The sequence below is a fragment of the Cupriavidus sp. FW305-27 genome, assembly GCF_058787995.1.
In genome coordinates this window covers 74340-92766 of record NZ_JBYTAG010000008.1, presented here as the reverse complement: position 1 = coordinate 92766, position 18427 = coordinate 74340, and the positions used below count along the sequence as shown (strand labels likewise).

Annotated in this window: 19 protein-coding genes and 1 tRNA gene; 13 read left to right on the top strand and 7 right to left on the bottom strand. The window is 64.3% G+C overall.

What is annotated here, in order from left to right; all coding sequences use genetic code 11:
- The first annotated feature begins 930 nt into the window (after positions 1 to 930).
- Positions 931 to 1314, top strand: a complete 384-nt coding sequence (locus AC3WRI_RS05800; protein ID WP_492292813.1) for a hypothetical protein — start codon at positions 931 to 933, stop codon at positions 1312 to 1314.
- 293 nt (positions 1315 to 1607) lie between these two features.
- A complete protein-coding gene (locus AC3WRI_RS05795; RefSeq protein ID WP_492292811.1) occupies positions 1608 to 1715 on the top strand; it encodes a hypothetical protein in 108 nt (35 codons plus the stop codon).
- Positions 1716 to 1869: 154 nt separating this feature from the next.
- On the opposite strand, the gene AC3WRI_RS05790 is transcribed toward AC3WRI_RS05795, so the two are convergent.
- The gene (locus tag AC3WRI_RS05790) at positions 1870 to 2556 is read right to left on the bottom strand and encodes a class I SAM-dependent methyltransferase (protein ID WP_492292809.1); all 687 of its coding nucleotides are present in this window, start codon (positions 2554 to 2556) and stop codon (positions 1870 to 1872) included.
- A gap of 221 nt (positions 2557 to 2777) precedes the next feature.
- Between AC3WRI_RS05790 and AC3WRI_RS05785 the strand changes: the two genes are divergently transcribed.
- On the top strand, positions 2778 to 2957 hold the full coding sequence (locus tag AC3WRI_RS05785; RefSeq protein ID WP_492292807.1) for a hypothetical protein: 180 nt from the start codon (positions 2778 to 2780) through the stop codon (positions 2955 to 2957).
- 424 nt (positions 2958 to 3381) lie between these two features.
- On the opposite strand, the gene AC3WRI_RS05780 is transcribed toward AC3WRI_RS05785, so the two are convergent.
- Positions 3382 to 4470 (bottom strand): acyltransferase family protein, encoded by a 1089-nt coding sequence (locus tag AC3WRI_RS05780; RefSeq protein ID WP_492292805.1) that lies wholly within the window; start codon positions 4468 to 4470, stop codon positions 3382 to 3384.
- Between the two features lie 198 nt (positions 4471 to 4668).
- On the bottom strand, positions 4669 to 4998 hold the full coding sequence (locus AC3WRI_RS05775; RefSeq protein WP_492292848.1) for a reverse transcriptase domain-containing protein: 330 nt from the start codon (positions 4996 to 4998) through the stop codon (positions 4669 to 4671).
- Positions 4999 to 5252: 254 nt separating this feature from the next.
- Here AC3WRI_RS05775 and AC3WRI_RS05770 point away from each other — a divergent pair.
- The 4 genes from AC3WRI_RS05770 to trmB all read left to right on the top strand — a co-directional run bounded on the left by AC3WRI_RS05770 (position 5253) and on the right by trmB (position 7333).
- Positions 5253 to 5327 (top strand) — tRNA-Gly (locus AC3WRI_RS05770).
- A gap of 448 nt (positions 5328 to 5775) precedes the next feature.
- Complete coding sequence (locus AC3WRI_RS05765) at positions 5776 to 6009, top strand: XRE family transcriptional regulator (protein WP_492292803.1); 234 nt, start codon at positions 5776 to 5778, stop codon at positions 6007 to 6009.
- Positions 6010 to 6019: 10 nt separating this feature from the next.
- Positions 6020 to 6283, top strand: a complete 264-nt coding sequence (locus AC3WRI_RS05760; protein ID WP_492292801.1) for a hypothetical protein — start codon at positions 6020 to 6022, stop codon at positions 6281 to 6283.
- 258 nt (positions 6284 to 6541) lie between these two features.
- Positions 6542 to 7333 (top strand): tRNA (guanosine(46)-N7)-methyltransferase TrmB, encoded by a 792-nt coding sequence (trmB, locus tag AC3WRI_RS05755; protein ID WP_492292799.1) that lies wholly within the window; start codon positions 6542 to 6544, stop codon positions 7331 to 7333.
- A gap of 69 nt (positions 7334 to 7402) precedes the next feature.
- Here the strand turns inward: trmB and AC3WRI_RS05750 are convergent, their stop codons facing one another.
- The 3 genes from AC3WRI_RS05750 to AC3WRI_RS05740 form a co-directional block, all read right to left on the bottom strand.
- Positions 7403 to 8284 carry an undecaprenyl-diphosphate phosphatase gene (locus AC3WRI_RS05750; protein ID WP_010813778.1) on the bottom strand — a complete coding sequence of 294 codons (882 nt, stop codon included), beginning with the start codon at positions 8282 to 8284 and terminating at the stop codon, positions 7403 to 7405.
- A 78-nt stretch (positions 8285 to 8362) separates the two neighbouring features.
- On the bottom strand, positions 8363 to 8923 hold the full coding sequence (locus AC3WRI_RS05745) for a DUF1439 domain-containing protein (RefSeq protein WP_010813779.1): 561 nt from the start codon (positions 8921 to 8923) through the stop codon (positions 8363 to 8365).
- 41 nt (positions 8924 to 8964) lie between these two features.
- The gene (locus tag AC3WRI_RS05740) at positions 8965 to 9270 is read right to left on the bottom strand and encodes a YkgJ family cysteine cluster protein (protein WP_492292797.1); all 306 of its coding nucleotides are present in this window, start codon (positions 9268 to 9270) and stop codon (positions 8965 to 8967) included.
- A gap of 276 nt (positions 9271 to 9546) precedes the next feature.
- Here AC3WRI_RS05740 and AC3WRI_RS05735 point away from each other — a divergent pair, with 276 nt between their 5' ends.
- The 6 genes from AC3WRI_RS05735 to AC3WRI_RS05710 all read left to right on the top strand — a co-directional run bounded on the left by AC3WRI_RS05735 (position 9547) and on the right by AC3WRI_RS05710 (position 17425).
- Entirely contained in the window at positions 9547 to 10362 is an 816-nt protein-coding gene (locus tag AC3WRI_RS05735) for a TetR/AcrR family transcriptional regulator (protein WP_492292795.1), read from the top strand.
- 2 nt (positions 10363 to 10364) lie between these two features.
- Positions 10365 to 11477 carry an efflux RND transporter periplasmic adaptor subunit gene (locus AC3WRI_RS05730; RefSeq protein WP_492292793.1) on the top strand — a complete coding sequence of 371 codons (1113 nt, stop codon included), beginning with the start codon at positions 10365 to 10367 and terminating at the stop codon, positions 11475 to 11477.
- Between the two features lie 11 nt (positions 11478 to 11488).
- Entirely contained in the window at positions 11489 to 14728 is a 3240-nt protein-coding gene (locus tag AC3WRI_RS05725) for an efflux RND transporter permease subunit (RefSeq protein ID WP_492292792.1), read from the top strand.
- 113 nt (positions 14729 to 14841) lie between these two features.
- Positions 14842 to 15495, top strand: a complete 654-nt coding sequence (locus AC3WRI_RS05720; protein WP_010813784.1) for a protein-L-isoaspartate O-methyltransferase family protein — start codon at positions 14842 to 14844, stop codon at positions 15493 to 15495.
- Positions 15496 to 15508: 13 nt separating this feature from the next.
- Positions 15509 to 15832, top strand: a complete 324-nt coding sequence (locus tag AC3WRI_RS05715; RefSeq protein ID WP_492292790.1) for a rhodanese-like domain-containing protein — start codon at positions 15509 to 15511, stop codon at positions 15830 to 15832.
- A 75-nt stretch (positions 15833 to 15907) separates the two neighbouring features.
- A complete protein-coding gene (locus AC3WRI_RS05710; protein WP_492292788.1) occupies positions 15908 to 17425 on the top strand; it encodes a TolC family outer membrane protein in 1518 nt (505 codons plus the stop codon).
- Positions 17426 to 17492: 67 nt separating this feature from the next.
- Here AC3WRI_RS05710 and AC3WRI_RS05705 read toward each other — a convergent pair whose 3' ends face one another.
- Positions 17493 to 18317: an META and DUF4377 domain-containing protein gene (locus AC3WRI_RS05705; protein ID WP_010813787.1), complete on the bottom strand. Its 825-nt coding sequence runs from the start codon at positions 18315 to 18317 to the stop codon at positions 17493 to 17495.
- Between the last annotated feature and the right edge of the window lie 110 nt (positions 18318 to 18427).

Below are 18427 nucleotides of genomic sequence, written 5' to 3'. Positions count from 1 at the left end.
CTGCCAGAAACAGGCCACCCATTCCATGCGTCCCTTGTGTGGCATTACGCCCCCGTTTGCTGACCCAGGCCGTCCGTTCCCTGCCACCTGCGCCGCATGCGCGAACGTCGATTGCCCGATGCGCACGCACCGGATGCTGAGCGCAGCCAACACATCATCATCGTTGCAGAGAATGACGCCGACGAGCTGATGGATCTGGTTAGGCCGCATGTAGTCAAGTCAGAACACGCGGTCATTTTCGGTTTCATGGCGGCACTAGACCGAAGACTCATACCAGGTCCCCGAGGCGCCACGCCAAAGGCGCCGCCTGCAATCGTCATAATGCACGAAATGCTCGGTGTACTCCCGGATCGGCTTCTCATCGTGGCCGACTTGCTCCCATCAGGCGCAGTGCCTGGCTTTGCTTGTCGTGGCGCAGAAATGAAGCCCCTTCTCACCAACAATGTCCCGGGCCGTGTATGCCACGTCCGGCCAGCCACCCTCCCCGGCGCCGACCGCCGCAACCACATCCTTTGCCCTCTGGAACCCCGTATTGATGCTTTGCATGTTTTCGCCAATTCCGCTCGCGCCGCCCTGCGCAGATTCTGCAAAGTCTCCTGGCCGTCAAATCAGGGGCAACACCGCGCTTCACCGCAGGCGGAGCAAAATCCCGCCTCGTTTCACCCTGCTTTCGACGTGCCCAGACCTTCGCCGGCGCCACACGCTATATGTTCAATTCGCTGACTTCGGAGGCAGTCGAGGGCAAGCATCGCAGAGCGCCAGTGTGCCTTTGCGGTATGCTCGCCTTTTCGGCTTGAAATAGCCTCTTAGATACGGATATGACTACCCATGGGAGATGCGGGCGCCACACGGCCTATGGCAGTCTCGTAGACAGCGCGGATGATTCTAAGAAGGCCGACGAACAGTCGCAATGAAGGGGAGATCTACAGGATGGGTGTCATCACCATGGCGGGAGCCGTTTTTTACTTTTGGAGGTTTGCAAGCCGGCGGGCAGCAATCCTGTTGATAGCATTCCTCGCTTTCGGCTTCCTAGCATACTGGACCAATGCTGATGGTAGACGCTGCGATGGCAAGACTTGGTTCTGCGACCTCGTTCCAGAAAGTGCCAAGGTAGTAGCTGCAGCACCTCTAGAGGCTGAGCCATGCCCCGCGCAAGAGCCGATCACCACCCGAATATTCCAGAGCGATGCGGCTAACGCTGAAGTCCATCGTCAGATTCAGGCGGGCGTTTGCCAGCAGAATGCAATCGACCGGGTCGCAAAAGGCTGGAAGGCGCCATACGACTCAGAATACCAGTCATTATTTCGCAGGTGACTTTTCTGACTTGGCATGGCATCCGACGAGCGCTGGCGGTATACCAAGCCACCTACTGCCGTTCCCATCCCCTCTTCTCCAGGGACCGGAAGTGCACAAATCCACTACTCCCAGCGGGGAACAGACCGATTGCTGGCCGGCAAAGGGAAGGATCTGAGGCAATAGCCGATCGTGCGGCGAAAAGCTGCGCTCCGGAAGCTATTGGACGAGCCGCCGACGGGGCTGCTGTATGTGGACAGCGTTGAGGATGCGCCAGGCTTTTCGGGCACGCTCTGACGCTGGCGCTGGAGGGAGTGGTGGCAAAGCGCGCGGGATCGGCGTACCTGTCCGGCGAGCGATCGCCCGACTGGATGAAGATCAAGCAGCTTGGGGCGGTGCCGCCCGAGCGATTCAAGCGATAAGGCGCCGACGCGTGCGGACGCGTCGGCATGTCACCTTTGGTGTAGACGGACTGCCACTGACTGCCGGTCCGCCCAGTGACCGGCAGATGCTATGAGAAAGCAAAGGTCTATGTCAAGCTACTCGCCTACCCTCAATGCGTCGGGCCTCGGTGAGTTACTGGGGCCGTCGAGCCATCATGTTCAGCGAAAAGTACTCACCAAACGTGGCATTCGCCACTGAGGCATCCATTGCCCCCGGCACGAAGTGCGGCTCGTGGGGATATTCCTCGCACTCGACGAATCCGCTCGACTCGAGCAAGTGGCGCAGCCAGTTGGCGTTGAACCCAGTCTTATGGAAGTCGTACGGGGTCGACTGGCCACCGTAGATCAAGCCGATCCACGGACTATTGCCCGGCCTCTGAAAGTGGTCCCAGTTCTTGCTATAGATGCGTACGATGCGGTCGAGATCCGGCACCGAGATCCGCAGAATGCCGCCCGGCTGTAGAACCTCATACCAACGTTTCAGGAGGGGAATCACCTCCTCGTGCGCAAAGTGTTCCAGCACATGGCAGGCGTAAATTTCCTTGGCGCACTGATCCGGAAATCGCTTCAGCGTGCGGATGTCGTCGATGGCGTCCGCGGCGATCGTCTCCAGCGCATCCACATTGCAGAAGCCGTCCAACTTGATATTGCCGCAGCCAAGATGAAGACGATAGGGAGGTGCAAATTCCCGCAGGTGGTCCTGGAAGCGGGACTGATCACTGCCCGGAACAGGATCGGTCGGACGCAGACGCCTTATAATTCCCCTGACCGCATTCCGCTGCTCGACGGTTGTAATCCGCTTTATTAAAGCCTTCACCATACCCAGATGTCCCCCAGTCCAGATAACGGACCTGCATTGCAAGTTGAGCGAATGCAGGTTTCTCCCTGCGGGAGGGAGTATAGCAATTCCGTGAGAATCCACGCTTAGCGTCAGCCATGCCACCCTCTGCCTTGCGGAGAGATTGAGGGGAACTCGGCATCGATCTGGACGTCACCCCTGCGCCGGATAGACCATAGCCGGCGGCTCCATGAATTACGGTCGTGATGATCACCCCGAAGGCTGCAGCCACCAGCGCCAGCCTCCCAATCGACACGGCCTTGACTACCACGAGGATTGCGGCGAGCGCCAGCAGCGTCAACAAAAAGGCCTTGTTGGAAACCGGAGCAATCGCGGCAGAAACGAAACTCGTCGAAGCGGGCTACGTTGCTCTGTATCAGTGAGAAATTGACCGAGATCGCCTTAAAGTGCCCTGGCGACAATCCAGGTCGCGAGGACTCTTTGATAGACCACCGCCAAACTGAGTGGCATCAGGTACCCTTTCAGGCATGAGGCGAGGTCTCCCCAAGTAAGTGTCAACACACTCCTTCGCTGCGCAACCGCCGGATTTACATCGCCTCCCCTTGATTACAAGCCCTTCGCGGTTTTGGCCCGCTCGTCCGATTGGCACCACCTTCCGTCCGGTTCGTGTCCCTCGGCTCGCAGCTTCGCCCCACGGTTCCTCCCCACGCTCGGTCACCCTTTCGCAGTCGCGCTTCGCTTCGTTCGCTGCGTCAACTTGTGGGGCTTGCACCCACCAGAGTGCACCCATGCTGGGCGCACCAAAAAAATAGCCCCCATAAGGTGGCTAAGGTACGAGAGCACTGCTTATGCAGAACGTGCGGCCGGACTTTTCCCAAACAATAGCAATGCGATGGTCTTGTTGGGCTTCAGGAGATAGTCAGCAATCAATATCGAAAGCAACGGTGCCATGATCAGAGAAACCAGACCATTCATGAGTGGTCCAGCATTAAAATAGGCGAACTGGATCATGTAGAAGTGGATAGCGTATATTTCCAGCGTTCGTTGGCCCACGAAAGACAACAGCTTCGTGAGCTTCGGATTTGCCCCACCGGCTTCGGTGAACGCCTGCGCTCCGACGAAAAACACAGTGATCCCAACCAGTGCTGGGACAATTTGATATGCGTAACCCAGAGCCAGATAGAGCGTGTAGGTGCCGGGCGGCATTGGCAGAGAGTACGCACTTTGCAGCATCAGCCCAATCTCCAGCGGGTTCACACGAACCCACTGGTAAGCAAGCACGGGGAACGCCAAAGTACAAACCACGATGAAAGGCTTCAAAAACGCATCTGATGCCGACCGGCGAATCTCATTGTGGAATATACCGGCCACAAAGAACGGCATATGGTACGCAATCAAGCCTATGCCCAGCGCGGAATATTCAGTCCTTAGGTGAAACAGAATGGCCCAAGTCAATACAAGAACCGCCCACAATGGAATGCGGGTTACTCGTGCCAGAAAACGCCCACAGTCGGCGACACATGAGAAAACGAACAACACCCAAAGAAACCAAAGGCCATAGTCGGGCGACTTCCACAGCCTAGCCGTGTACTCGTCTAACGGGAGTTGGTGGTGCGAAAGGAAGAACCCAACACCATACCAGGCGAAGTATGGCAACAGGAGTTGCCGAGCCCTCTTTCCCATCGCCCCGCCCAACCCTTTGACGCTGAGACTGTCCCCTTTGAGCGCGTACACCATACCGCTCACGAAGAAGAACAAGGGCATATGGAACATGTATATGCCCTTAAACAGCAAGCTCTTATCGAACTCTGGCGTCGCAGACTGAGCAAGGTGCCCGGCCACGACGAGCAGTATGGCTAGCCCTTTGTACAGATCCAGAGAACCAACCCTAGCGGCGCGGGCGACAAAGGTGTCGCCCAAATTGTTGTTTTGCATCTTTGTGAGATCTTCTTTCCCGGTCCGGGAGATTGTCTCATGTTTGGCTAATAGAACTGTCCAGTCGTTGGAACCAGGCTACTCGCTGGACTGGTGAGCCAATTGGGAAGATGTAATCCCAGGAAGGTGAACTGGACATCAGGATGTGCTTCCCGGCTAATTGACGTCCCGACAGACGATCCTCGCCTTGCCCCGATGCTATTCGAGCCCGCATTCGCGGAACCGTTCGCCGATCCTGTCTAACGCCAGCTTACTCTGAGCCAGGCTCTTGCAATGCACCACTCCGTCATCCCCATAGCGGCAGAACCGTACGCTTCTGAGGTTGCGGGCGACCCAAACATCAAAGGCATTGTGCAGGGACTGATTGGCCAGCAACGGGCTTAGGACGCCGCCTTGCGGCGTGCCGCGCGTCCGCTGCTTCCAGAGCTTTCGGCCCCGTACGGCTGCATGCTGGCCTGCCAGACTCGCTTGACCTCGGGTAGCAGCAACTCTTTCCAAAAGGCCAAGGAAGCCATGGCAAAGGAACATCCTGACCAAAGGTGCGCCTGACCAAATTCTGGCTATATGACTTGCGTGCGAAAGCCACGGATGACACCAGCGACCTGAAAAAGGCGACGCCGCGGCGGCCGACTTGCTGGGGCATGCCGATGTGCGCACCACGAAGCGCCGCTGCCTGCAGCGCGGTAAACGCGCGGCGCAAACAAAGTGAATTGCGGATCGCCCGGTTGCGGAGCATGAACGGCGCCGAGAGTCGTGCTAGAATCCGCTCCCAATAAGGCAAAGCGGGCGTCGTATAATGGCTATTACCTTAGCTTCCCAAGCTAAAGACGTGGGTTCGATTCCCATCGCCCGCTCCACTTTCCACGGGATTCCGCGGACAAGATGCCGCTCTCGGATCGCACCTTCCGCAACGGCAGGGCCACCGACAAAGTCTCGGCCACCCCTCTGACTTGCCCCCAACGTCACCGCCAATGGAAGACATCTTCGCAGCCGTCTTGGGCTTGCAACCGGTGCACCGTGGGATCGTCCTGTACTCTTCTCAGCCACAGATTGCGTGACCCAAAGCTCAATTGACCGCAATCCCAGGCCTTAAGCCAATTAAAGTCTGGGATTGCGGTCTTGACTGTAAACCAGCCCGCATAGCATGTCTGCAATCACAATCTCTAAGTCTATCTAGGACTGCGATTGCACACATCATGAAGCGGAATGAACTCCCCCTGCTGGCACCCACCCGGCTTTCCGAAACGCAAATGCTGGGCGAACGCATTACGCAGCTACGGCAGGGCCTGAAGCTGCGCCAGTCAGATGTGGCTGCGCGGGCGCGCACTTTCTCGTTCCACCGCAATCCTGATCGAAAAAGGCGACCCTGGACGTACCTTGACGCAGGTACTGCGCTATGTGCATGCCATGGCGCCGGATGTTTCCCTGCAAGCCTTGCTGGCCGGCGATGTGCCGGCCATGTTCGCCTTGCATGCGCGCAAGATGCCGCAACGTGTGCGCACGGTGAGCAAGGCCGAACTGCGCGATCTCGACTTTTAAGGAGGCCGCCTTGGCATCCCGCCGCATCCCCGACCGGGTGACCGTTTTTGCCCATGTCCCCGACCCCGCCGAGGGCCAGCAACATTTCGTGCCGGCCGGGCTTCTGGACCGGAAGAAGGCCGCAGCCGGCCGTCAGACCGTGAGCTTTGCTTACGGCACAGGCTACGCCATGCCCCCGGAGGCGTTCGAGATGGACCCGCACGGCCGCGCCCGACGCATGGGGGCGCCGCGTCATCGAGGCCCGGCTGAACGATGCGCCCAACAGCCTGGATAAATTCACCTATCTGGCTTGCGTGAGTTGCGCCGCGCATAGTGGATGTGACGGGTTGCCAGCCTCCCCTGGTACGTTATCTTGCAAGCCGGGCGGAACAAGGCCATAATCTGATCTTCCCCGGCCTAGATTCTTGGGAAAACGCAATTTTTTCAATGGGTTATGGGTCAGCTGACACCCCCATCGCCCGCTCCACTTCCAGTCGAGACAAGCCGCCTTTGCCACCATTACGGTGATCTGCCCGGCGGCTTTTTTGTTGCCATGCTTCCCCAAGACCCCAGCACCGAACCGACGCCGGCTGACGACGCCGCGCCGGTAGACAGCGCCGGACAAGCGTCCGCCCCCTCTCCTGCCGATCCTGAAGGCGTTGCGCATCCGCGCCGGATCCGTTCGTTCGTGCGCCGCGCGGGGCGGACCTCGACCGGGCAGCAGCGTGCCATCGACGAAGTCGGGCCGCGCATGATGGTGCCGTACGCACCGCAGCCACTGGACTGGGAGGCAACATTTGGCCGCAAGGCGCCGTCGATCCTTGAGATCGGCTTCGGCATGGGTGAGACCACCGCGCATATCGCCGGCCTGCGGCCGCAAGACAACTTCCTGGGCTGCGAGGTGCATGAGCCCGGCGTGGGCGCGCTGCTCAAGCTGATCGACGAGCGCGGCCTGGGCAATGTGCGGATCCTCCAGCACGATGCGGTGGAGGTGATCGCGCATATGCTGACCGATGACTGCCTGGACGGCGTGCATATCTACTTCCCGGACCCCTGGCACAAGAAGCGCCACAACAAGCGCCGGCTGGTGCAGCCGCCGCTGGTGAAGGTGCTGGCCGCGCGGCTGAAGCCGGGCGGCTATATCCACTGCGCGACCGACTGGGAAGAGTACGCGCACCAGATGCTGGAAGTGCTGTCGGGCGAGCCGTTGCTGGAGAACACCTCGACCGCTGCGGACGGATTTGCCGAGCGGCCCGATTACCGGCCCGTGACCAAGTTCGAGCGGCGCGGCGTGCGCCTCGGGCATGGCGTGTGGGACGTGGTCTTTCGCAAGCGCGCCGCCTGAGCGCTGGCGACGGAGAAACAAAAAAGCGTGGCACCCGCCACGCTTTTTTGTTGCCTGCTGCAATCCCGCTCAGGCGTGCCAGGACACCAGGCCGGAGTACGCGGTCAACAGCACCACGATGCCGAAGGCGATACGGTACCAGGCAAACGGCTTGAAATCATGCGTGGCGACGAAACGCAGCAGCCAGCGCACGCACAGGAAGGCGGACAGGAAGGCAAAGACGAAGCCCACCGCGAAGATGCCGAGGTCGTCCCCGTTCAGCAGCGCGCGCGCCTTGTACAGCTCGTAGACGGTGGCGCCGAAGATCACCGGGATCGCCAGGAAGAACGAGAACTCGGTGGCCACCTGCCGTGACAGCCCGAACAGCATGCCGCCGATGATGGTGGCACCGGAGCGCGAGGTGCCCGGCACCAGCGCGAAGCATTGCGCCAGGCCGACCTTGAGGGCATCGCGCCAGTTCAGGTCATCGACCGATTCAATCCGCGGCGCGCCGGCCTTGGCGGCCTCCAGCAGCGCATTGCCCTGCGGATGCGAGACCGTGCCGCGGCGCGCGTCGCGCCATTCGGCCAGCAGGATCACCACGCCGCCGACGATAAAGGCCAGCGCCACCGAGATCGGGTTGAACAGGTGGGCCTTGATCCATTTGCCGAAGATAAAGGCCAGCACGATGGCCGGCACCGAGGCGATCACCACGTTGGCGGCAAAGCGTTGCGCGAGCGGCTCGGCGCGCAGGCCGCGCACCACGTTGCCGATGCGCGCGCGGAATTCCCAGCATACCGCCAGGATCGCGCCGAACTGGATCACGATTTCGAAGATCTTGCCCTTCTCGTCGTTGAAGTCGAGCAGCTGGCCGGCCAGGATCAGGTGGCCGGTGCTCGAGATGGGGAGAAACTCGGTCAGTCCTTCGACGATGCCGAGTATCACGGCTTTCAGGGCAAGTGCGATTTCCATGCGGAACGGAGAAACGTGGTCATGGGCGTTGCCCGGCATGCGCGCCGGACCGCCTGGATTGTTGTATGAGCGCCCCGGTCACGGGCGGTTGATCTTGACGTTGATGCCGTCTGGCAAAACGGTGATTGTACCGGGTGCCACATTCGTGCCGGCAACCCGCAGCTGGTCTTCGCGGAAGGTATAGAGCGGATAGTCCTGCAGCAGCTGCTCGGCCAGGATGCCGCCCAGCGCGTTGAGCTGGCGCGAAAACTGCGCGGGCATGCCCTGCACGTCGAAGCGCTGCACCTCGGGGTCCTGCAGCACCACCGAGCGCGTGGGTTCGTCATAGCGCAGGCCGCTGTCCAGCGCAAAACGCCCTGACAGGGCCCGGCTGAAGAACAGCTTGTTGTCGATCATGGCGTCAAACTGCACGTTGACGCGGTTGCGCGCCGGGTCCAGCGTCAGCTGCGGGTTGGTCAGCTGGATGTCGAACAACTCCATATAGCGCTTGTTGAACGGAAACTTGCGCTCCAGCGCCGCCTGCAGCTGGCTTTGCGAGAAGGTGTATTCGTTGCGGAAGGCGCCGCAGGCGGCCAGGCCCACGGCCAGCGTGGCCGCGGCTGCCGCGGCAAGCCAGCGCCGTCGGGAAGTCCGGATCATATTGCCTCCGATTGCGGGATAGTCAGGTGGCGTACCAGGCGTCATGCGAGCGGACCGGGCCGCCCGGGCCCGGCCTGCGGCGCGGTCAGGATTTCCAGCCGGGTCAGCAAGTGCAGCGCGGCTTCGCGCGAATCGCCGCACATCTCGGCCGACGGCTTCAGGCCGCCGCAGAACGCAGGCCGGTCCGGGCTGCCGAATACCGCGCAGCGCATATCCGGCAGCAGCTGCGCGCACGGCTCGCCCGCCGGCTTGCCGGCGGGCATGCCGGGTAGCGGCGAGGCAATCGACGGGGCGATGCAGCAGGCGCCGCAGCCCGCGCGACAGGAAAGGTCTGACCGACAGCTCATGACGATGGTTCAGGATGTGCAATGGACAGCCGCAAAGCGGCCGGCACAAAACGGACATTGTGCCCGAAGGGCCGCTGTCGTCCTGTAAGAATAGGAAAACGCCGTAAGCCGCGCCCGGGCGCCGCCGGAGAAAGCGCACAACAAGCCACACGTAGCAAATCAGCCTCAGTGCCGCCTCAGTGTGTTCCCGAGGGTCGCCGGCCTGCGCTTGACCCCCTCATGGCGCTCATCTACATTACTGACCCACAAGTTATTAACTTTCCGAGCCGCCCCCACGTGCCCCGCAGTACCCGCAAGACATCCGTGAAAACACCCGCCGATCCGCACAAGGAAGCCGACACCCCGCGCTGGAGCCGGCGCAAGGCCGCCCGCCCGCAAGAGCTGGTGGCGGCCGCGCTCGACCTCTTCGTGGAGCGCGGGTATGCGGCCACGCGGCTGGAAGACGTGGCCGCGGCGGCCGGCGTGTCCAAGGGCACGGTCTATCTTTACTTTGCCAACAAGGAAGAGCTGTTCAAGTCGGTGGTGCGCGAGAACCTGGTGCCGGCACTGGCGCGCGGCTCGGACCTGGTCGACGCCTACGACGGCAGCACGCCCGAGCTGTTGCGCGAGCTGCTGCGCGGCTGGTGGGGCCTGATCGGCGCCACGCCGGTGGCGGGGCTGACCAAGCTGATCATGGCCGAGTCGGCCAACTTCCCGGACATCGCCCGTTTCTATAACCAGGAAGTGATGATGCCGGGCGACGAGTTGTTCGCCAAGGTGCTGGCCCGTGGCGTGGCGCGCGGCGAATTCCGCGCTCTGCCGGCCAACCCCACCACGACGCTGGTCTGTGCGCCGCTGGTGTTCCTGATGCTGTGGCAGCGCGCGCTGCGCGCCACCGCCGAGAAGGACATCGACCCCGAGGCCTTCCTGGACGGCCTGCTGGACACGCTGCTGTTCGGGCTCACCACCGGCGATGCCCGCAATCGCCCGCTGCCGCCGCAGACCGGCCCCTATATCTGGGAACGCATCCGCGACGACATGCTGGCGCAACGCGCCGCCGCCATGGAAGCCGACGCCGAGCCCGATCCCCCTGCGCCGCGATCCGGCCCCTGAACATGAAGCGCAAGCCCCTGCTGATCACCGCCGCCTGCATCGCCATCGCGCTGACCGCCACGGTCGCCGTGCGCAAGGCCGGCAGCGCGCGTCAGCCGCAGGCGCCGGCCCAGGCCGCCGTCAACGTGGTGGAATTCCTGCAGACCGACCTGGTCAGCGTGGCGCGCCAGGACCTGCGGGTGTCGCTGCCGCTGTCGGGCAGCCTGCGCGCGCTGAACCAGGCCTCGGTCAAGGCCAAGGTCTCCGGCGAGGTCAAGGCGGTGCTGGTACGTGAGGGCGAGCCGGTGCGCGCCGGCCAGGTGATCGTGCGCATCGATCCCACCGAGTACGAGGCCAGGGTGGCGCAGGCGCGCGGCCAGATGCTGGCCACGCGCGGGCAGTTCGAGAACTCGCGCCAGACCTGGGAGCGCAACCGCGAGCTGGTCGGCAAAGGGTTTATCTCCAGGACCGCGTTCGACAAGTACCAGGCCGACCTGGACGTCGCCCACGCCAACCTAGACGCGGCCCAGGGCGGCCTGGCCGTGGCGCAGAAGGCGCTGGCCGACACCGTGGTCAAGGCCCCGCTCGACGGCATGGTGGCCGCGCGCACGGTGCAGCCGGGCGAGAAGGTCTCGCCGGATACGCGCCTGGTCGACGTGGTCGACCTGCGCGTGCTGGAACTGGAAGCGCCGATCCCGATGGCGGACGTGGCGCGCGCCGCGGTCGGCCAGCCGGTGGCGCTGGACGTGGAAGGCGCCGGCCGCTTCACCGGCAAGCTGGTGCGCATCAACCCGGCAGTCAGCCAGGGCACGCGCAGCATCATGGTCTATATCCGCGTCGAGAATGCAGACCAGACGCTGCGCGCCGGCATGTTCGCGCGCGGCGCGCTGGTGCTGGGCGAGCGTGCCGGCGTAGTGGCGGTGCCGTCCTCGGCGGTGCGCACGGAAGGCGAGCGCGCCTTTGTCTATGCCATCGACAAGGACACCCTGGCCGAGCGCCCGGTGCAGCTTGGCATCCGCGACGAGGCCAGCGGCATGGTGGAGATCGTCTCGGGGCTGGACGCGGGCACCGAGATCGTCCGCAACAACCTCGGCACGCTGCGCAGCGGCAGCCAGGTCAAGCGCGTCAAGGCATAAGGGCCCGCGCCATGTGGTTCACGCGCCTGTCGATCCGCAACCCGGTGCTGGCCACCATGATGATGATGGCCTTCATCGTGGTGGGGCTGTTCTCTTACCAGCGGCTGCCGGTCGACCAGTTCCCCGACATCACCTTCCCGGTGGTGGTGGTGCAGACGGAATATCCCGGCGCCGCGCCGGAGTCGGTGGAGTCCGACGTCACGCGCAAGGTCGAGGAGATCGTCAACACCATCTCCGGCATCGACGAGATCTTCTCGCATTCGTACCAGGGCACTTCGGTCGTCGTCATCAAGTTCGACCTGAGCGTCGACGTCGGCCAGGCCGCGCAGGACGTGCGCGACAAGATCGCGCTGATCCGCCCGCAGTTCCGCGACGAGGTGAAAGAGCCGCGCGTGCTGCGCTATGACCCGTCCGACGCGCCGATCTTCTATCTCTCGGTCTCCAACGCACCGGGCGCCACCCGCAGCCAGCGCGAGCTGACCACCATCGCCGACCAGATCGTGCGCAAGCGGCTGGAGACGGTGCGCGGCGTGGGCGCCATCAATATCGTGGGCGGCACCAAGCGCGAGGTCGAGATCCGCATCCGGCCGGCGCAGCTCGAGGCGCTGGGGATTGGCGTGGACCAGGTCATGAACGCCATCCGCAACGAGAACCAGGAACTGCCCGCGGGCGAGCTGCGTTCCTCGGCCACGGAAACGGTGGTGCAGATCAAGGGCCGCGTGCCCACCCCCGACGCGTTCCGCCAGATCATCGTCGCGCGCCGCGCCGGACAACCGGTCACGCTGGGCGAGATTGCCGATGTGCGCGACGGCCAGGAAGAGCAGGAAAGCCTGGCGCTGCTGGACGGCAAGCGCGCCCTGTTCCTGTCGGTGGTGAAGGCGCAGGGACAGAACACGGTCGATACCGTCGACGGCCTGGTGCGCATGACCGAGGAAACACGCAAGCTGGTGCCGGCCGGGGTGCAGCTGAACGTGGTCAACGACACCGCGCGCGGCATCCGCAGCAGCGTCAAGGAGGTGCGATCGACGCTGCTGGAAGGCGCCTTCCTGACGGTGGCGATCGTATTCCTGTTCCTGGGCTCCTGGCGCAGCACGGTGATCACCGGCCTGACGCTGCCGATCGCGCTGATCGGCACCTTCGGCGTGATGTATATGTGCGGCTTCACGCTCAACGTGATCACGCTGTTGGCGCTGTCGCTGTGCGTGGGCCTGCTGATCGACGATGCCATCGTGGTGCGCGAGAACATCGTGCGCCACAACCTGATGGGCAAGGACCACCGCAGCGCGGCGCTGGACGGCACCAACGAGATTGGGCTGGCGGTGCTGGCCACCACCTTCTCGATCGTGGCGGTGTTCCTGCCGGTGGGCTTCATGGGCGGCATCATCGGGCGCTTCTTCCACCAGTTCGGCATCACCGTGGTGGCGGCGGTGCTGATCTCGATGTTCGTCTCGTTCACGCTGGACCCGATGCTGTCGTCGGTCTGGCATGACCCGGACCTGCACGGCGCCGGCAACAAGAAGAGCTGGTACGGGCGCACGGTGGGGCGGTTGCTGGACTGGTTCTCGGCAAAGATGGACAAGCTTGGCAACGGCTACGCCGGCATGCTGGGCTGGGCGCTGAAGCACCGGCTGGCCACCGCCATCATCGCCGCGGTGACCTTCTTCGGCAGCTTTGCGCTGGTGCCGCTGATCGGCACGGAATTCGTGCCCAATGCCGACCTGGGCGAGACCCAGGTGGGATTCACCACGCCGGTCGGCACCTCGATCGAAGTCACCGAAGCCAAGGTGCGGCAGGTGGAAGCCGCGCTCAAATCGTTCCCCGAAGTGGCCTACACCTACGCCACCATCAACTCGGGCAATGCCTCGGGCCGCAACAATGCGCTGGTGTCGGTGCGCCTGACCGAGCGGCGCTCGCGCCAGCTGTCCACCGCGCAGCTCAACCCGCTGATCCGGCAGCGCCTGGCGGGCATTGCCGGCATCACGCTGACGATGGTGGGCATGCCCGACGGCGCCGGCGGCCAGAAGGCGATCCAGGTATCGATCCAGGGCGATGACCTGGACGAACTGCGGCGCCTGTCCAGGGAAGCCGGCACGCGCATGAAGGCGATCCGCGGCCTGGCCGACCTGGATTCGAGCATGAAGGACGACCGCCCCACCATCGAGGTGCGCATCCGGCGCGAGCTGGCCTCTGACCTGGGCGTGGGCGTGGCGCAGATCGGCAATGCCCTGCGCCCGCTGCTGGCCGGCGACGCCATCAGCTCATGGCGCGCGCCCGATGACGAGAACTACGACGTGCGCGTGCGCCTGCCCAGGGACGCGCGCACCGGCATGGCCGACCTGAGCGCGCTGATGATTGCCAGCAGCCAGACCAACGCCGACGGCTCGCCCAGGATGGTGCCGCTGCGCCAGATCGCCGAGCTGGTGCCGACCACCGGCGCCAACCAGATCAGCCGGCGCGACCTGAACCGCGAGGTCGAGCTGACCGCCAACGTTGCCGGGCGCTCGGCCGGCGAAGTCGCGCGCGACGTCAAGGCCGCGCTGGACGGCATGAACTGGCCGGCCGGCTACAAGTACCGCTTTGGCGGGTCGACCAAGTCGATGAACGAGTCCTTCGGCTACGCCGTGTCGGCGCTGGCGGTGATCTTCATCTACATGATCCTGGCCTCGCAGTTCGCCAGCTTCTTCCAGCCGATCGCCATCATGACCTCGCTGCCGCTGACGCTGGTCGGCGTGTTCGCGGCGCTGCTGCTGTTCCGCTCGACGCTGAACATGTTCTCGATCATCGGCTTCATCATGCTGATGGGGCTGGTGACCAAGAACGCAATCCTGCTGGTGGACTTCGCCAACCAGGCGCGCCAGGGCCATGTGGACCAGGGTGGAGTTGGCGACGGCCGCCAGCCGCTGTCGCGCGAGGCGGCGCTGGTGGAGGCCGCGCGCGTGCGGCTGCGCCCCATCCTGATGACCACGCTGGCGATGATCTTCGGCATGGTGCCGCTGGCCTTCAGCCTGGGCGAAGGCGCCGAGCAGCGCGCGCCGATGGGCCAGACCGTGATCGGCGGGATCATTACCTCGTCGATCCTGACGCTGGTGGTGGTGCCGGTGATCTATACGTATCTTGATGATTTCGGCGCCTGGCTGCGCCGGCTGTGGCAAGGCAAGCCCGCCAGCGAGCCCGCAGCGCACGCGCAGCCCGCGCCCGGCCGGCAAGCGGCACCGGATCGGCCGGCACCGGCGGAGGCCAGCGCGGAATGAGCCTGGCGGCGTCTGCAAGGTTAAAATAAAGGGTTTGATAAGACTGTCCGGCCGTGGCACCGCGCGGCCGGCGCACAGACCGACAGCGGTTGGCATTGGTAAGGAATGGCAAGATGGATCTCGAAAAAGCCCGATTCAACATGATCGAACAGCAAATCCGCCCGTGGGACGTGCTGGACCAGGAAATCCTGGACCTGCTGGCGGTAGTCAAGCGGGAGCAGTTCGTCCCGGCCGCATACGCCTCGCTGGCGTTCGTCGACATGGAGATTCCGCTGCCCGCCGGGCAGAACATGCTGGCGCCGCGCGTGGAAGCCCGCATCCTGCAGGACCTGGCCGTGCGCAAGCATGAGAACGTGCTGGAAATCGGCGCCGGCTCCGGCTACATGGCCGCCCTGCTGGCCAACCGCGCGCGCCACGTGCTGACCGTGGACATCGTGCCCGAGCTGGTCGAGCTGGCCCGCACCAACCTGGCCAACGCGGGCGTCACCAACGTCGACGTGGCCGAAGGCAACGCCGCCGACGGCTGGAGCGCCGCCGCGCCCTACGACGTGATCTGCATCTCGGGCTCGCTGCCGGCGATTCCGCAGTCGATCCTGTCGCAGGTCAAGGTGGGCGGCCGCATCGCCGCCTTCATCGGCGAACTGCCGGTAATGGAAGCGCGCCTGGTCACACGCGTGTCCGAGACCGAATACCAGGTCGTCAATCTGTTCGAAACCGCGGTCAAGCCCCTGCAGGGCGCGGCCCGGCCGTCGCAATTCCAGTTCTGAGGACAGATCCACCATGCAGGTCATCAAAGCGACCGAACTGGCCCAGTGGCTGGCCGATGCCAGCCGCGCCAGACCGGTCCTGCTCGACGTGCGTGAAGGCTGGGAGGTGCAGACCTGCGCCATGCCCGGCATCACCCACATCCCGATGCGGGACATCCCCGCGCGCGCGGCCGAACTCGACGAAGACGCCGACATCGTCTGCATCTGCCACCACGGCGCACGCAGCATGCAGGTGGCGGCCTACCTGGAGCGCCAGGGCTACGGCAAGGTCTACAACCTGACCGGCGGCGTCGACGCCTGGGCCAGCGATGTCGACCCGGCCATGCCGAAGTACTGAAGCGGCAGTCCAGCACAGCAACACCAAGAAGAATCGACTGTAGCCGCGGCCCGCGCCCGGCAACCTGGAGCTTTCATGACGTTTGCGCCCAACGCCCTGCCCGGAGTGATCCGGACACGCCTGGCGATCGCGGTTTCCCTGCTTGCCCCGCTGCTGGCCATGACGCCGGCGGCACCGGCAAGCGCGGCCGACCTGCTGCAGGTCTATCGCGATGCGCAAGCCAATGACGCGCAGTTTGCCAGCGCGCGCTCGCAGCTGCTGGCCACGCGCGAGCGGCTGCCCCAGGGCCGTGCCGGGCTGCTGCCGCAGGTGGTCGGCACCGCGGGCGCCAACCGCACCAAGCTCGACCAGACCGCTTCGCTGCCGGTCGGCGCCGGGGCCAGCGCCTCCGGCACGCGCTTCTTCAACAACAACAACTGGCAGCTGCAACTGAGCCAGCCGCTGTTCCGCTGGGACCGCTGGGAAACCTACAAGCAGGGCGAACTGGCGTCGCTGGCCGGTGAAGTCAGCTTCCACCAGGCCGAGCTCGACCTGATCACGCGCAGCGCGCAGGCCTACTTCGACGTGCTGGCGGCACAGGACAACCTCTACCTGGCACGCGCGCAGAAGAAGGCCATCTCCGAGCAGCTGGAGCAGGCCAAGCGCAATTTCGAAGTCGGCACCGCCACCATCACCGACACCAACGACGCCCAGGCCCGCTATGACCTGGCCACCTCGACCGAAATCGCCGCGCAGAGCGACCTTGAGATCAAGCGCGCCACGCTGCAGCAGATCACCGGCAAGCCCGTCGACGAAGTGCTGGGCCTGCGCCCCGAGGCACCCATCCCCGGCCCGCAGCCGCCCGACGTCAACGCCTGGGCCGCGCAGGCAGAGACCAGCAACCTGCAGGTGAACCTGGCCAGCTACAACCTGGAAACCGCCCAGCGCGAGACCAACAAGGCCAAGGCCGGCCACCTGCCCTCGGTCGACCTGGTGGCCTCGTACGGCTTCACCAACCAGACCGGCAGCGCCACGCAGGCGATCTCCACCCATTACAACGCCTCGCAGATCGGCGTGCAGCTGACCATGCCGATCTTCGCCGGCGGCCAGATCCAGTCGCGCGTGCGCGAGACCCTGGCCCTGGCCGACAAGGCCGCCAGCGACCTGGAATTCGCGCGCCGCAGCGCCGCGCAGACGGCCCGCCAGACCTACTCCGGCGTGTCCAACGGCCTGGCCCAGGTCAAGGCCCTGGAAGCCGCCGAACGCTCGGCCACCAGTGCGGTGGAATCCAACCAGCTCGGCTATGAAGTGGGCGTGCGCATCAATATCGACGTGCTCAACGCCGAAGCGCAACTGTTTTCGACCCGGCGCGACCTGGCCAAGGCCCGCTACGACACCATCATGAACGGCCTGAGGCTGAAGGCCTCCACTGGCGTGCTGCAGGAAGCCGATGTGGTGCAGATCAACACCCTGCTGACCTCTTCGCCGGGCGCGCTGTACAAGCTGCCCGCGCCCGCCCAGGCCGGCGCCAGGGCCCCGGCAAACCCGCGCGCCTCGGTCGAGCGCCGCGGCACGCGGCGCGAAGCCACGCCCGCCGGCGCACCGCGCTCCTGATCCTCCGCAGCACGACGCAAAGCAAAACGGGCCGCAACTGCGGCCCGTTTGCGTGAACGGCGTCGCACTACTTCGCCCGCGTACGCGACTCCACCTTCAGCAGCTGCCAGCGGATCGACGACGCATCCGCCGGCGGGTTCGGCACCTGGTACTCGCGCACTCGCAGCGTGTAGGCCACGCCCGGCTCAAAATCCAGCCCCTCGATCGGGCCATACCAGAGCTGCCACGGCGCCTCCGGCGATTCGCGCCAGCGGTAGCACGTCATCTTGCCCACCCCCGAGCACTCCACGCGCTGCGAATCGATATAGACCACCTTCTCCACGCCGCCGGCCTCCACGCTCGCACCGCGCCTGCCCACGCCTTCGCGCTCGACAAACTGCAGCAGGTCGCCGCCGGCGGTCTTCCAGATGATCTGCCGGCCCGTGCTGCCCGCCGACGGCTGCGTGCCGACCGTGGCAAACGGCGTCTGCATCGCCTTGAGCAACGCCGATTCCAGTTCCATGCGCGGCGGCGGGCAAGCCATGCGCGTGCCGGCGATGCGGTCGAAGCGGATGCCGGTATCGGTCTTGCCATAGCTGCCGGTAAAGCGGTTGCAGCCACTGGTACCGCTGACCGTGCCCTGCGCGGCATCGATGCCCTCATTGAACTCAAAAATGATGGGCTGGCCGTTGTCGCCGTGCGGGATATCGCGCTGCGCGCCGTCGGGCTGCTGCCAGCGCACCAGTTCCCAGCGGCTGGGGCCGGAGGGTTGGGTCTGGTTGAGGTTGGTGCCGGCGGAGGGGAGGTCAGGCGCCGGCGCGGTCGTGCAGGCCCCGAGCATGACTGCCACCAGCAAGGCGGCCGCGCTGCGGGCAGCCAGGGAGAAGGGGAACAGGCTGGTACGGCTGTGCATGAAGGACTCCTGTAACAGGCCGCTCAAGACGGCCGCATGGATGCAATCGACAGATCTGACAAAGGGCATGCCGAAAAGTGCACCCTACTGATACATCAGTTTAGCAAGGC

Bases quoted from the DNA above. Each gene is read 5' to 3' on its own strand.
- AC3WRI_RS05800 (WP_492292813.1), top strand. From the start codon at position 931: ATGGGTGTCATCACCATGGCGGGAGCCGTTTTTTACTTTTGGAGGTTT.
- AC3WRI_RS05790 (WP_492292809.1), bottom strand. From the start codon at position 2,556: ATGGTGAAGGCTTTAATAAAGCGGATTACAACCGTCGAGCAGCGGAAT.
- AC3WRI_RS05780 (WP_492292805.1), bottom strand. From the start codon at position 4,470: ATGCAAAACAACAATTTGGGCGACACCTTTGTCGCCCGCGCCGCTAGG.
- AC3WRI_RS05775 (WP_492292848.1), bottom strand. From the start codon at position 4,998: ATGTTCCTTTGCCATGGCTTCCTTGGCCTTTTGGAAAGAGTTGCTGCT.
- AC3WRI_RS05765 (WP_492292803.1), top strand. From the start codon at position 5,776: ATGTGGCTGCGCGGGCGCGCACTTTCTCGTTCCACCGCAATCCTGATC.
- trmB (WP_492292799.1), top strand. From the start codon at position 6,542: ATGCTTCCCCAAGACCCCAGCACCGAACCGACGCCGGCTGACGACGCC.
- AC3WRI_RS05750 (WP_010813778.1), bottom strand. From the start codon at position 8,284: ATGGAAATCGCACTTGCCCTGAAAGCCGTGATACTCGGCATCGTCGAA.
- AC3WRI_RS05745 (WP_010813779.1), bottom strand. From the start codon at position 8,923: ATGATCCGGACTTCCCGACGGCGCTGGCTTGCCGCGGCAGCCGCGGCC.
- AC3WRI_RS05740 (WP_492292797.1), bottom strand. From the start codon at position 9,270: ATGAGCTGTCGGTCAGACCTTTCCTGTCGCGCGGGCTGCGGCGCCTGC.
- AC3WRI_RS05730 (WP_492292793.1), top strand. From the start codon at position 10,365: ATGAAGCGCAAGCCCCTGCTGATCACCGCCGCCTGCATCGCCATCGCG.
- AC3WRI_RS05725 (WP_492292792.1), top strand. From the start codon at position 11,489: ATGTGGTTCACGCGCCTGTCGATCCGCAACCCGGTGCTGGCCACCATG.
- AC3WRI_RS05720 (WP_010813784.1), top strand. From the start codon at position 14,842: ATGGATCTCGAAAAAGCCCGATTCAACATGATCGAACAGCAAATCCGC.
- AC3WRI_RS05715 (WP_492292790.1), top strand. From the start codon at position 15,509: ATGCAGGTCATCAAAGCGACCGAACTGGCCCAGTGGCTGGCCGATGCC.
- AC3WRI_RS05710 (WP_492292788.1), top strand. From the start codon at position 15,908: ATGACGTTTGCGCCCAACGCCCTGCCCGGAGTGATCCGGACACGCCTG.
- AC3WRI_RS05705 (WP_010813787.1), bottom strand. From the start codon at position 18,317: ATGCACAGCCGTACCAGCCTGTTCCCCTTCTCCCTGGCTGCCCGCAGC.